This is a genomic window from Neisseria shayeganii 871 (genome assembly GCF_000226875.1).
Lineage (GTDB): Bacteria > Pseudomonadota > Gammaproteobacteria > Burkholderiales > Neisseriaceae > Eikenella > Eikenella shayeganii.
Map to the genome: position 1 here is coordinate 126,729 of NZ_JH164926.1, position 12,135 is coordinate 138,863.

The window sequence follows — 12,135 nt, forward strand, 5'->3', positions numbered from 1 at the left end:
GAAAAGGGCGGCAGAGGCAGGAGATGCTCTGCCGCCGCGCTTTGCCGGATTAACGGCGGGTCAGCAGGGCGCCGATGACAACGCCGGCCAAGGTAGCGATGCCCATGGCGTAGTAGGGTTGCTCGTGAATCAGGGCGTCGGTTTGACGGGCGGTTTCTTTAACGCGCTCGGTGGCTTGCGATTCCAAGTTCAACAGTTGGTTTTTGGCGCGGCCCAGGCTGCTTTGCACTTTTTCTTTCAGTGCGCGGGCTTCTTGGGAGCCGTCGTCTTTGGCGGTTTCATACAGGCTTTCCAATTCGCCCAATACAGAACGTACTTCTTTCATCAGGTCTTCTTTTTGGCGCTCATATTTGCTCATGCGGATATTCCTTTCTTAAAGGGCTGGAGAAAACATACCTTCACGGTATGCCGGCATTCACCTTGAATGCCGTGCACTTGCGTGGGGCATTAACTGGCGCTGTTTGATTCAAATTCAATCAACCGGAATGTAGAATTCCGTTAAAATAAAGTTTTTTTCCGCAAAGCAAAAGAAAGCCCGACATGACCCCCAGCCTGAAAAAAATCTATTCCGGCAAAGTACGCGACCTTTATGAAATCGACGACAAACGGATGCTGATGGTGGCCTCCGACCGGCTCTCCGCCTTCGATGTCATCCTCGACGACCCCATTCCCGGCAAAGGCGAAATCCTTACCCAGATTTCCAATTTCTGGTTTGAAAAACTGCGGCACATCATGCCCAACCACTTTACCGGCGACACCGTGGCCGATGTGCTGCCCGCCGCCGAAGCGCAGGCGCTGGAAAAACGCGCGGTGGTGGCGAAGAAGCTGAGGCCGGTAAAAGTGGAGGCCATCGTGCGCGGCTATTTGGCCGGCAGCGGCTGGAAAGACTATCAAAAAACCGGCAGCGTGTGCGGCATCCGCCTGCCCGAAGGCATGCAGGAGGCCCAGCAGTTGCCCGAAGTCATCTTTACCCCGTCCACCAAAGCCGAAGTGGGCGACCACGACGAAAACATTAGCTACGAAGCGTGCGAGCGCATCATCGGCAAAGAGCTGGCCGCCGAAGTGCGCGCCAAAGCCATCGCACTCTATACCGAAGCCGCTGCCTATGCCAAAACTCGCGGCATCATCATCTGCGACACCAAATTCGAATTCGGCCTCGACGAAAACGGCACGCTTACCCTGATGGACGAAGTGCTCACTCCCGATTCCAGCCGTTTCTGGCCGGCCGACCAATACCAAGTGGGCACCAATCCGCCTTCCTTCGATAAGCAGTTTATCCGCGACTGGCTGGAAGCAAGCGGCTGGAACAAACAGCCGCCCGCTCCGCGCGTGCCGGCCGAGGTGATTGAGAAAACCGTGGCCAAATACCGCGAAGCGTTAACCCTGTTGGCAGGTAATTAAACAACCGCGTTCAGGCAGCCTGAATGCCTGTGGCAACCGTTGCCAAAGGAGCCGTCTGTGAGCGCACAAATCAGCGTGATTCGCGCCGACATCACCACGCTGGCGGTGGATGCGGTGGTCAACGCCGCCAACAACAGCCTGCTCGGCGGCGGCGGGGTGGACGGCGCGATACACCGCGCCGCCGGCCCGCAGCTTTTGGCCGAGTGCCGCGGCTTAAACGGCTGCCGCACCGGCGAAGCCAAAATCACCTGCGGCTACGGCCTGCCCGCCCGCTACGTGATCCACACCGTGGGGCCGATTTGGTACGGCGGCGGCCAAGGCGAGGCCGCGCTGTTGGCCTCGGCTTATGCCCAATCGCTGCGGCTGGCGCAGCAGCACGGTTTGCACAGCATCGCTTTTCCCTGCATCAGCACCGGCGTGTACGGCTATCCGCCCGCAGCGGCCGCCGCCGTGGCGTTGGAGAGCATCCGCCGCACACTGCCGGAATGCCCGGCGCTGGAACAGGTGTGGCTGTGCTGCTTTTCGGTCGAGGACGAAGCGATTTACCGCCGTTTGTTGGCCGCCACGGATTCGGCTTTCAGGTAGCCTGGGCTTGAGGCTGCCTGAAAGCCGTTTGGCCCACCCGGTACAGCCATGCCAATCCCATCTAGTAGACACCATCAGGAGTACAGCATGCCGCATATTGTGTTAAACGGCGAACGCCGCGAAGTGAGCAATATTTTCTGCATCGGCCGCAATTACCGAGAACACGCCAAGGAGCTGGGCAATGCGGTGCCGGAGGAGCCTTTGGCGTTTTTAAAGCCCACCGGTGCCCTTTTGCAGGCGGGCAGCCCGATTGTGCTGCCGCCTTACAGCGAATCGGTGCATTATGAATGCGAGCTGGTGTTGTATATCGGCCGCACGGCGGAGTATGTGTCGGCGGCCGACGCAATGGATTATGTGGCCGGAGTGGGCATCGGCTTGGACCTGACCGCCCGCGATGTGCAGAGCACGGCCAAAAGCCAGGGGCTGCCGTGGCTAAAAGCCAAAGGTTTCCGCGGCAGCGCCTGCGTGTCGCATTTTGTGTCGCCGGCAGTATTGCCTGCGCCCGACTGCCTCGGTTTCAGTCTGCATATCAACGGCGGCCTGCGCCAGCAGGGCGACAGCGGGCAGATGATGTTTTCCGTGCCGCAGCTGATTGCGTTTTTGTCCGCCACCTACGGCCTGCCCGCCGGCAGCCTGATTTACACCGGCACACCGGAGGGTGTGGGCGAGCTGCACCACGGCGACAGCGTGCAGCTTTCCTTGCACGGGCATATCGATTGTGGCTTTCAGGTAGCCTGAGGCTTTCGCAAAATCCGTACCCGCGGCGCATTTCTGCGCTGTGCGGTTCTGCCCTTGGCGCAGGGCTCGCTTAGTTTGCCTATTGTGTAATCTGTCTTTCCTAAGGCATTCTTTGTGTCCATGCCCATTGCGCCGTTGCGCCTTGAACGGCATCCATATTTGAGGCTTTTACAAAGCGCTCAGGCTACCTGAAAGGCTGGCCCGAAACAGGATGGAAATGGAAACGGAATAAGCAAAACAATTAATTATAATTAAAGATGGCTGCAGACATCAGCCATCTTCGGCGGTATAACAGGCCTCATACAAAGGCTGTAGCGCGCGTATGGATTCGATGATCCAGGGCGCGCTTTTTGTTTGCTGCAAGGCAGCGCGTTCAAGATGGCGCCCGATACGCAGAAAATCCGCGCCGTCGGGTTCGGCCGATGCGGCGGCCAGATACTGTGCCAAGTCGGGATGGTCGGCGTATTCGCTGTCGCTGCCGCGCCAGACTTCAAAACCGGCATGCTCGGGACGGCGGCAAAAGACGGGCAATGCGCTCGTCCAGCGCCGGTATTGCGCCAGCGTCAGCATTGAGGCGGCGGCTTTGTGGCTGTGCCAATCGAGACTTACGCTCAAGCGACGGCGATTCAGCAGCACGGAGAAAATAGCGGCCGAATCGCGGTGTTGTGCGTATTTGAAATAGGCGAAGAAATGGGCGCGTACCTGCCAGCCGTTGCACCAGCGTTCGATATGCGGCTCGGCAAACGGCATTCCCAAGCCGGCAGAGACTTCGCGGATTAAGGCCTGCCACACGAGCCAGGCGGCACGGTAGTCGGCCTTGATTTGCGGAATGCGCTCCGGGCAGTGTTGTTTGAGTTGGGCAAACTGAAAAAACGGTTGCCGGAACAGGTCGCAGCTTTCGGGCGTCAGCATGCGGCAGCGGGTACGAGCAGGCGGCGGATGATGTTTTCATACACGGCGGAGAGTTGTGGTACGGCGGCCAGCTCGATGTGTTCGTCGATTTGGTGGATGCTGGCGTTTACCGGCCCCAGTTCGATCAGCTCGCGGGCAATGGCTTTGATAAAGCGGCCGTCTGAGGTGCCGCCGCTGGTGGAAAGCTCGGCTTGCAGGCCGCATTCTTCGCCGATGGCGGCCTGCGCCACTTCGGTAAGGCGGCCGGCCTCGGTGAGAAAGGGCTGGCCGGAGAGCGACCAATCCAGTTCGTAAACCAGGCCGTGTTTGTCGAGAATGTGGTGTACACGCTGTTTGAGGCTGGTGTCGGTGGATTCGGTGGAGAAGCGGAAGTTGAATGTCACTTCCAACACGCCGGGAATCACATTGGTGGCGCCGGTGCCGGCGTGGATATTGGAGATTTGGAAGCCGGTGGGCGGGAAATAGGCATTGCCGCGGTCCCATTCGGTAGCGGCCAGCTCCGCCAGCGCGGGGGCGGCCAGGTGGATGGGGTTCACGGCCAGATGCGGGTAGGCGATGTGGCCCTGTTTGCCTTTTACGGTGAGCTTGCCGGAGAGCGAGCCGCGGCGGCCGTTTTTGATGGTGTCGCCCAAGGTGTTGACCGCCGTGGGTTCGCCGACGATGCAGTAGTCGATGTGTTCGCCGCGCGCCTGCAATACGTCCACCACGCGGGTGGTGCCGTCGTGGGCGTCGCCTTCCTCATCGGAGGTAATCAAGAGCGCCAGGCTGCCGTCGTGGTGGGGATGGGCGGCGACAAAGCGTTCGCAGGCGGTCACAAAACAGGCGATGCTGGTTTTCATATCGGCCGCGCCGCGGGCATAGAGGCGGCCGTCGCGCTCGGTGGGGATGAAGGGCGGGGAGATCCATTTTTCCAAGGGGCCGGGCGGCACCACATCGGTGTGGCCGGCGAAACAGAGCAGAGGACCGCTGTTGCCGCGCCGCGCCCAAAAGTTTTGCGTGTGGCCGAAGGGCAGGGGCTCCACGCTAAAGCCGATGGCGCGCAGGCGTTCGGCCAAAATGGCCTGGCAGCGGGCATCGTCGGGGGTAACGGAAGGCTCGGCCAGCAGCTGTTTGCTTAAGGCCAGGGAGGCGGTGTCGCGGTTCATGGGGGGTTCCGGTGGGCAAAGGTGAGGTTATAGCGCGTTTGCCGGCCTTTGCCAAGCCGGAGTGGCAGAGAATGTGGGCCACCTGAAAACGGGGCAGTTTGAGCCGGCAGCCGAGATATTTTGCCTGAATGCGAAAACAGAGCGGGCATTCTATTCCGCCGCCGTTTCTTTTCAGGTAGCCTTCGGGCTACCTGAAAGAGGTTTCACGGTTGGCCAAGCAGGGCGCGATGGTATGGGCACTTCGATAGAAAACGGTGCGATTCAGTGTTCCTGCCCGTGCGGTTGGCGCCAGAAATGGGCGAGGGGGCCGCGGCCGTGGCCGAGTTGCCAGCGGCTGCCGGTTTCCAGCGCCCCTTGCAGATAACGTTTGGCTTCGGCCACGGCTGCGGGCAGGCTGTCGTGCTGCGGGCGCAGGGCGGCGATGGCGGAAGAGAGGGTGCAGCCGGTGCCGTGGGTGTGCGGGGTGTCGATGCGCGGGCTGCTGAAGGGGTGTGTTTGGCCGTCGGCGGTGAGCAGCCAGTCGCGCGCTTGGCTGCTGTTCTCCCAATGGCCGCCTTTGAGCAGCACGGCGCGGGCGCCTTGCGCCAGCAGCAGACGGCCTTGCGCCAGCATCTCGTCTTCGTCTGCCGCTTGGGGCTGGCCGCTTAAGCGGGCCAGTTCGCTGAGGTTGGGGGTGATGAGGTCGGCCAGCGGCAGCAGTTCGGCGAGCAGCACGGCGCTTGCCGCACCGGTGGATAAGGGCATGCCGGAAGTGGCGTGCAGCACGGGGTCGAGCACCACAAAGGACACGGGATGGCGGCGCAGCACTTCGGCCACGGCGCGGATGCAGTCGGCATCGGGCAGCATGCCGATTTTGACGGCATCGATGCGGATGTCGGCCAGCACGGCTTCGGCCTGTGCGGCAACCAGCTCGGCGGGCAGGGGGTGCACGCGGTGTACGCCCTGCGTGTTTTGCACGGTGAGGGCGGTGACGGCGGCGGTGCCGTAGGCACCGAGGGCGCCGAAGGTTTTGAGGTCGGCCTGAATGCCGGCTCCGCCGCCCGGGTCGGAACCGGCGATACTGAGCACGCGGGGAAAGGGGGCGGGGAGGGGCATGGCGGCCTCGCTGCGGTGAAACGGGTGGGAAGGAAAACAGGCTACCTGAAAGGCGGCAACAGCGGTTTCAGGTAGCCTGATGATGGGCAAAGCGGTATTTAAGCGTCGATGTTTTGCGCCACCAAGGCATTGTTTTCGATAAAGGCGCGGCGCGGTTCGACTTCGTCGCCCATCAGGGTGACGAATACTTCGTCGGCGGCGATGGCGTCTTCAATACGCACTTTGAGCAGGCGGCGCACTTCGGGATCCATGGTGGTTTCCCACAGCTGCTCGGGGTTCATTTCGCCCAAGCCTTTGTAGCGCTGAATGCTCATGCCTTTTTGTGCGCCGGCCAGCAGAATGTCGATGGCGGCCTCCAAGCTGTCCACCGCCTGCGGCTCGGCATCACTTTTGTACAGCAGCGCACCGGGCGCCACCCAGCCTTTGATTTGGGCGGCGGTGCGGCTGAGGGTTTGGTAGGCTTTGCTGTCGATAAATTTCTGGTCCAGGTAGCTGACCGCCACGTTGCCGTGCAGGCGGCGGGTGATTTTGATGAAGTGGCCGCCTTCGTGGCCGTCCACTCGTTCAAGAGCGATTTCTTGGTTTTGCAAAGCCTGATTGAGGGCGGCCACGGCGGCATCGGCAGCGTCTGCGCTGTCGAGCCGGATGTCGTCTATGTCGATCAGGGTGCGCAATACCAAGGCGTCGATGACGCGGCTTTCTTGGGCAACGGTGTTGCGGGCGAGCAGGAACTGTTTGGCTAAGCGGTAGAGCTCGCTGCCTTCCAGCGTGCGGCCTTCGGAAACGATTTTGGCTTTGTCCACCGCCAAGCCGAGCAGGAATTCGTCTTTTTCCGTTTCGTCTTTCAGGTAGCGTTCCTGCTTGCCGTGCTTGGCTTTGTAGAGCGGCGGTTGGGCGATGTACACATAGCCGCGCTCGATGAGTTCGGGCATTTGGCGGTAGAAGAAGGTGAGCAGCAGGGTGCGGATGTGGGCGCCGTCCACGTCGGCATCGGTCATGATGATGATGCGGTGGTAGCGCAGTTTTTCCAGATTGAATTCTTCTTTGCCGATGCTGGTGCCCAAGGCGGTAATCAGAGTGGCCACTTCTTGGCTGGCCAGCATTTTCTCGAAGCGGGCTTTTTCCACGTTCAGGATTTTGCCTTTCAAGGGCAAAATGGCCTGGAATTTGCGGTCGCGGCCTTGTTTGGCCGAGCCGCCGGCCGAATCGCCCTCCACCAGATACAGCTCGGAGAGCGCCGGGTCTTTTTCCTGACAATCGGCCAATTTGCCGGGCAGGCCCAAGCCGTCCATCACGCCTTTGCGGCGGGTGATTTCGCGGGCTTTGCGCGCCGCTTCGCGGGCGCGGGCGGCATCGATGATTTTGCCGGTGATGATTTTGGCATCGCTGGGGTTTTCTTCCAAAAATTCGTGCAGCGCCTGGCTGAGCACTTCGTTCACCACCGGACCGATTTCGCTGGAAACCAGTTTGTCTTTGGTTTGCGAAGAAAATTTGGGGTCGGGCAGCTTTACCGACAAAATGCAGGTGAGGCCTTCGCGCATATCGTCGCCGCCGGTTTCCACTTTGGCTTTTTTGGCAATCTCGTTGGCTTCGATATAGTGGTTGATAGTGCGCGTCATCACCTGGCGCAGGGCGGTGAGGTGGGTGCCGCCGTCGCGCTGCGGAATGTTATTGGTGAAGCATTGCACGTTTTCCTGATAGCTGTCGTTCCACTGCATGGCGCACTCCACGCTCATGCCGTCTTTTTCGCCGAAGGCGTAAAACACTTTTTCGTGCAGCGGGGTTTTTTTGCGGTTCATGTATTGCACGAAGCCGGCCACGCCGCCGGAGAAGGCGAAGTTTTCGTGTTTGCCGTCGCGTTTGTCGAACAGCTCAATGCCCACGCCGTTGTTGAGGAAGGAAAGCTCGCGGATGCGTTTGGCGAGGATGTCGAAATGGTATTCCACATTGCCGAAGGTTTCTTCGCTGGCGAGAAACTGCACGCGGGTGCCGTGTTTGCCGGGCGCGTCGCCCACCACTTTCAGCGGGGCCACCGCGTCGCCGCGCCGGAATTCGACGAAATGTTCTTTGTCGTCGCGCCAGATGGTGAGGCGCAGCCAGTCGGAGAGTGCGTTCACCACCGATACGCCCACGCCGTGCAGGCCGCCGGAGATTTTGTAGCTGTTGTTGTCGAACTTGCCGCCCGCATGCAGCACGGTCATGATCACTTCGGCGGCGGAGCGGCCTTCTTTGGGGTGGATGCCGGTGGGAATGCCGCGGCCGTTGTCTTCGATGGTGATGGAGTTGTCGGAATTGATGGCGACGGTGATGTTGTCGCAGTGGCCGGCCAGGGCTTCGTCGATGGCGTTGTCCAACACTTCGAATACCATGTGGTGCAGGCCGGAGCCGTCTTGCGTGTCGCCGATATACATGCCGGGGCGCTTGCGCACTGCGTCCAGACCTTCGAGTACCTGAATGCTCTCGGCGCCGTATTCGGCTTGCGGGGTTGTTTGTTCGCTCATGATTTTTTCTGATGGGAGATGGGGCAGCGGCTATGCGGAGGCTACCTGAAAGGGGGGAAACCCCATTTGGGGAAAAGCCCGGCCGGTGTGCTGCAAAACCCGCGCATTATACCCGATTCGGCGCTGATGTTCAGCCTGCCGCAGCGGGGTGTGTTTCGATTTATGGCGGTATGAGAAACGCTTTTCAGGTAGCCTGTTGTGCTGCTGCAGTGCGGTGGCAGGCTACCTGAAAGGGCGGGAAAGGGAAGGCATTATTGGCGGGTGCGCAATTGGCGGCGTTCGGCTTCGGTCATGCCGTTGCGGTCTAGGGCGGCCAGTTTTTGCAGGGCTTGGCGGTAGCGGGCTTCGCTGAGGCGGGTTTGGGCGATGCGCCATACGGTTTGGCCTTCGCGGGTGACGGCCGAAGCCGTCCACAGGCCGTGTTCGCGGTATTCGGCCAGCAGCAGGGCGGCCAGCTCGTTCATATTGCGGCTGCGGTGGGCTTGGCCGATGCGGCGGCCGATGGCGTTGTTGCGCAGGTCTGCGGCTTCGTCGGCGCGGTAGCGGTTGGGGTAATCGCTTTGTGGGCGCAAGGTACTGTCGCGCTCGTAGGCGTTGCCGACCTGCTCGGCAATGTCGGCGCCGAAACGGGCGCTGATGGCGGCCTGCCACAGTGAGTGGCGCAGGGCGTTGACTTCGGTGCCGCGGCCGTCGCCGTTGGCACGGTTGTCGAGGCCGAGGCGGGTGGAGAGGCGTACGGCATTGCTGGTGATGTTGGTGCCGTGAGGGCTTTCGCTGCCGATGGCGAACGCGGCGGCGGGGTGGCGCAGGCTGAAGTCGAGCAGGCCGGGTTTGTCTGGCAGGCCGCCACAGCTGCTGAGGGTGGGGACGAGCAGGCAGCAGAGCAGGAAGACGGTTGGTTTCATCGCAGGCTACCTGAAAGTTTATACCGCCTGCGCATCGCGGATTTCCTGCCGCAGTTTGGCTAAAAAACGGCCTTGGCGCACATGGTCGGCGGCTTGTTGGTAGGCTTGGGTTTGGAAGTCTTGGGCCAATTGGCGGTGCAGGGCGGTTTCTTCGGCGCCGATGGTGTCGGCTAGGGCTTGCAGGGCGTGTTGGTCTTGCGCCGCGCGGGCGTCGGCCAGGGCTTCGCGCCATTCCATTTGCCGCATCAGAAACTCCGGGGCGAAGGCGGTGTGTTCAGGGGCGTCGGCCTCGATGCCCTGTTGCTGCAGGAGGAGGGCGGCGCGGTGCAGCGGGTCGGCCAGCAGGCGGTAGGCTTCGTTGACGGCAGCGGCCATCATCACGGCCTGTTTTTGTTCGAAAGCCGAGGCGGTGGCGGTTTTGTCGGGGTGGAATTGGGCGGCCAAGCGGCGGTAGGTTTGCTGCAGGGCTTCGCTGTCGAGGTCGAATTGTTCGGGCAGGCCGAACAGGCGAAAATGTGGGTTCATGGCGGGCTATGGCGAAGGTAAACAAGAAGGCGGCCATCATACGTTTTTTTGCCGACAGGGAAAACCGGCGGTGCGGCAAGCGGCCGGGTTTTTACACGGGGTAACGCCATGTACTGCCGTCTGGACTGTGCCGCACGGACAAAAACCGGCGGATTCGGGCCGATTGGATGATTCACTTTAAAATGATGCGGCTCGGCTGCTTTCAGGTAGCCTGTTGCGCCGATATAATGCGTTCTGTTTCCCATTTCTATTTCCATCTGGTTGATTGATGAAGCAGACCATTTTGATTACCGGCTCCAGCCGGGGCATCGGTAAGGCCGTAGCATTGGCATTGGCGCAAGACGGCTTCGATATTGTGGTGCATGGCCGCAGCCGCAGGGAGGAGGCCGAGCAGACCGCGAATGAAGTCCGTGCATTGGGCCGAGCGGCGCGGGTGTTGCAGTTTGATGTGGCCGACCGCGCCGCCTGCCGCAGCGTGCTGGCGCAGGATGTGGAACAGCACGGTGCCTATTACGGCGTGGTGCTCAACGCCGGCCTCACCCGCGACAATGCCTTCCCCGCCCTGAGCGACGAAGATTGGGACGGGGTGTTGCGCGCGAACTTGGACGGTTTTTACAATGTGCTGCATCCGGTGGTGATGCCGATGATCCGCCGCCGCGCGCCGGGGCGGATTGTGTGCATGGCTTCGGTGTCGGGTTTGGTGGGCAACCGCGGCCAGGTGAATTACAGCGCCTCCAAGGCCGGCCTGATCGGAGCGGCCAAGGCTTTGGCCTTGGAGTTGGCCAAGCGCAAGATTACGGTGAACTGCGTGGCGCCCGGCCTGATCGATACCGAGATTCTCGACGAGCATGTGCCGGTGGCAGAAATTCTGAAAGCGGTGCCAGCCCAGCGCATGGGCACGCCGGAAGAGGTGGCGCATGCGGTGCGCTTTCTGATGGCCGAGCAGGCCGCCTACATTACCCGCCAAGTGATTGCGGTCAACGGAGGATTGTGCTGATGAAAAAACGGGTGGTGATTACCGGTATCGGTGCGTTGTCGGCTTTCGGCCGCGATTGGCACAGCGTGCAGGCCGCCTTTCAGCGCGGTAAAAACGCGGTGCGCTATATGCCGGATTGGGAAGCGTTTCCCGAGCTGGAAGCGCGGATTGCCGCGCCGCTGCCTGAATATCGGGCACCCGCGCATTGGTCGCGTAAACAGCTGCGCAGCATGGGTGTGGTGGCGCAATACACGGTGGATGCTTGCGAACAGGCCTTGCAGCAGGCCGGCCTGTTGGGCGACCCCATTATCCGCGACGGCCGCATGGGCGTGGCCTGTGGCTCTTCGGTGGGCAGCACGCCCGATGTGCAGCAGATGGGTTTGCTGCTGAGCAATCTGCCCAGCCAGTTCAATGCCAACACCTATGTGCGCATGATGCCGCACAGCATGCCGGCCAATGTGGGCATTTTCTTCGGCCTCACCGGCCGCATGATCCCCACCTCCAGCGCCTGCACTTCAGGTAGCCAGGGTATAGGCTATGCTTATGAGGCCATCAGACACGGCCTGATTCCGATGATGCTGGCCGGCGGCGCAGAGCAACTGTGTCCTTCGGAAGTGTTTGTGTTCGATTCCCTGTATGCCGCCAGCCGCCGCAATGGCGCCCCCGAATCCACCCCGCGTCCCTACGATGCCGGGCGCGACGGCTTGGTGGTTGGGGAGGGTGCCTGCATGATGGTGCTGGAGGAGTTGGAGCACGCCCGAGCGCGCGGTGCTCAGATTATCGCCGAAATCGTCGGCTATGGTGCCAACAGCGACGGCTCGCACATCACCCGCCCCGAAAAAGCCACCATGCAGCGTTGTATGGAACTGGCCCTGCAAGACGCGGGCCTGCCCGCCGGCGAAATCGGCTACGTCAGCGGCCACGGCACCGCCACCGAACAGGGCGATATTGCCGAAACCCAAGCCACCGCCGCTGTTTTCGGCCATGTGCCACTCAGCTCGCAAAAAAGCTACCTCGGCCACACCCTCGGCGCCTGCGGCGCGCTGGAATCGTGGTTTGCCATCGAAATGATGTGCAGCGGCTGGTTTGCGCCCACCGTGAATTTGGAACAGATTGATGAGCGCTGCGGCGAGGTGGACTATATCCGCGGCAACGGCCGCCACATCGAAACCGAATACGTGGTCAACAACAACTTCGCCTTCGGCGGCGTGAATACCTCTTTGGTTTTCCGGCGCTGGTAGAGGCAAATCTTGGTTCGGGTAAAAAACAGCACTTCATGCCGAATGAAGTGCTGTTGCTGCATTGGCCGGCTGGCTTTCAGATAGCCTGAGACCTTTGCCTGTTATGCATTA

The 12,135-nt window shown here is 61.1% G+C and carries 13 protein-coding genes; 5 read left to right on the top strand and 8 right to left on the bottom strand.

Features of this window, described 5'->3' with window-relative positions; genetic code table 11:
• Window positions 1-49: 49 nt before the first annotated feature.
• The gene (locus tag HMPREF9371_RS00565; RefSeq protein ID WP_009117828.1) at window positions 50-358 is read right to left on the bottom strand and encodes an ElaB/YgaM/YqjD family protein; all 309 of its coding nucleotides are present in this window, start codon (window positions 356-358) and stop codon (window positions 50-52) included.
• A gap of 182 nt (window positions 359-540) precedes the next feature.
• Between HMPREF9371_RS00565 and HMPREF9371_RS00570 the strand changes: the two genes are divergently transcribed.
• From HMPREF9371_RS00570 to HMPREF9371_RS00580, 3 genes are all read left to right on the top strand, one after another.
• On the top strand, window positions 541-1,401 hold the full coding sequence (locus tag HMPREF9371_RS00570; RefSeq protein WP_009117829.1) for a phosphoribosylaminoimidazolesuccinocarboxamide synthase: 861 nt from the start codon (window positions 541-543) through the stop codon (window positions 1,399-1,401).
• Window positions 1,402-1,458: 57 nt separating this feature from the next.
• Window positions 1,459-1,986, top strand: a complete 528-nt coding sequence (locus HMPREF9371_RS00575; protein WP_009117830.1) for an O-acetyl-ADP-ribose deacetylase — start codon at window positions 1,459-1,461, stop codon at window positions 1,984-1,986.
• 87 nt (window positions 1,987-2,073) lie between these two features.
• Window positions 2,074-2,724, top strand: coding sequence for a fumarylacetoacetate hydrolase family protein (locus tag HMPREF9371_RS00580; RefSeq protein ID WP_009117831.1), 651 nt, complete (start codon window positions 2,074-2,076; stop codon window positions 2,722-2,724).
• Window positions 2,725-2,994: 270 nt separating this feature from the next.
• Here the strand turns inward: HMPREF9371_RS00580 and HMPREF9371_RS00585 are convergent, their stop codons facing one another.
• The 7 genes from HMPREF9371_RS00585 to HMPREF9371_RS12350 form a co-directional block, all read right to left on the bottom strand.
• Entirely contained in the window at window positions 2,995-3,636 is a 642-nt protein-coding gene (locus HMPREF9371_RS00585) for an HI_0552 family protein (RefSeq protein WP_009117832.1), read from the bottom strand.
• On the bottom strand, window positions 3,630-4,781 hold the full coding sequence (dapE, locus tag HMPREF9371_RS00590; RefSeq protein WP_009117833.1) for a succinyl-diaminopimelate desuccinylase: 1,152 nt from the start codon (window positions 4,779-4,781) through the stop codon (window positions 3,630-3,632). The genes HMPREF9371_RS00585 and dapE overlap by 7 nt, the downstream gene beginning before the upstream one ends.
• Window positions 4,782-5,042: 261 nt before the next feature.
• Complete coding sequence (thiD, locus tag HMPREF9371_RS00595; protein ID WP_040660566.1) at window positions 5,043-5,876, bottom strand: bifunctional hydroxymethylpyrimidine kinase/phosphomethylpyrimidine kinase; 834 nt, start codon at window positions 5,874-5,876, stop codon at window positions 5,043-5,045.
• A gap of 98 nt (window positions 5,877-5,974) precedes the next feature.
• A complete protein-coding gene (gene gyrB / locus HMPREF9371_RS00600) occupies window positions 5,975-8,377 on the bottom strand; it encodes a DNA topoisomerase (ATP-hydrolyzing) subunit B (RefSeq protein ID WP_009117835.1) in 2,403 nt (800 codons plus the stop codon).
• A gap of 251 nt (window positions 8,378-8,628) precedes the next feature.
• Entirely contained in the window at window positions 8,629-9,282 is a 654-nt protein-coding gene (locus tag HMPREF9371_RS00605; RefSeq protein WP_009117837.1) for a DUF6973 domain-containing protein, read from the bottom strand.
• Window positions 9,283-9,300: 18 nt separating this feature from the next.
• The gene (hscB, locus tag HMPREF9371_RS00610; RefSeq protein ID WP_009117838.1) at window positions 9,301-9,807 is read right to left on the bottom strand and encodes a Fe-S protein assembly co-chaperone HscB; all 507 of its coding nucleotides are present in this window, start codon (window positions 9,805-9,807) and stop codon (window positions 9,301-9,303) included.
• Window positions 9,804-10,052, bottom strand: a complete 249-nt coding sequence (locus tag HMPREF9371_RS12350; RefSeq protein ID WP_156786955.1) for a hypothetical protein — start codon at window positions 10,050-10,052, stop codon at window positions 9,804-9,806. Before HMPREF9371_RS12350 ends, hscB begins: the two co-directional genes overlap by 4 nt.
• Before the next feature lie 23 nt (window positions 10,053-10,075).
• On the opposite strand from HMPREF9371_RS12350, the gene fabG reads away from it, so the two are divergent.
• Window positions 10,076-10,804, top strand: a complete 729-nt coding sequence (gene fabG / locus HMPREF9371_RS00615; protein ID WP_009117839.1) for a 3-oxoacyl-ACP reductase FabG — start codon at window positions 10,076-10,078, stop codon at window positions 10,802-10,804.
• Window positions 10,801-12,024 (top strand): beta-ketoacyl-ACP synthase, encoded by a 1,224-nt coding sequence (locus tag HMPREF9371_RS00620; RefSeq protein ID WP_156787035.1) that lies wholly within the window; start codon window positions 10,801-10,803, stop codon window positions 12,022-12,024. The genes fabG and HMPREF9371_RS00620 overlap by 4 nt, the downstream gene beginning before the upstream one ends.
• Window positions 12,025-12,135: the final 111 nt, after the last annotated feature.

Coding starts and splice junctions, on each gene's coding strand:
- HMPREF9371_RS00565 (WP_009117828.1), bottom strand. CDS start 358: ATGAGCAAATATGAGCGCCAAAAAGAAGACCTGATGAAAGAAGTACGT.
- HMPREF9371_RS00570 (WP_009117829.1), top strand. CDS start 541: ATGACCCCCAGCCTGAAAAAAATCTATTCCGGCAAAGTACGCGACCTT.
- HMPREF9371_RS00580 (WP_009117831.1), top strand. CDS start 2,074: ATGCCGCATATTGTGTTAAACGGCGAACGCCGCGAAGTGAGCAATATT.
- HMPREF9371_RS00585 (WP_009117832.1), bottom strand. CDS start 3,636: ATGCTGACGCCCGAAAGCTGCGACCTGTTCCGGCAACCGTTTTTTCAG.
- dapE (WP_009117833.1), bottom strand. CDS start 4,781: ATGAACCGCGACACCGCCTCCCTGGCCTTAAGCAAACAGCTGCTGGCC.
- thiD (WP_040660566.1), bottom strand. CDS start 5,876: ATGCCCCTCCCCGCCCCCTTTCCCCGCGTGCTCAGTATCGCCGGTTCC.
- gyrB (WP_009117835.1), bottom strand. CDS start 8,377: ATGAGCGAACAAACAACCCCGCAAGCCGAATACGGCGCCGAGAGCATT.
- HMPREF9371_RS00605 (WP_009117837.1), bottom strand. CDS start 9,282: ATGAAACCAACCGTCTTCCTGCTCTGCTGCCTGCTCGTCCCCACCCTC.
- hscB (WP_009117838.1), bottom strand. CDS start 9,807: ATGAACCCACATTTTCGCCTGTTCGGCCTGCCCGAACAATTCGACCTC.
- HMPREF9371_RS12350 (WP_156786955.1), bottom strand. CDS start 10,052: ATGGGAAACAGAACGCATTATATCGGCGCAACAGGCTACCTGAAAGCA.
- fabG (WP_009117839.1), top strand. CDS start 10,076: ATGAAGCAGACCATTTTGATTACCGGCTCCAGCCGGGGCATCGGTAAG.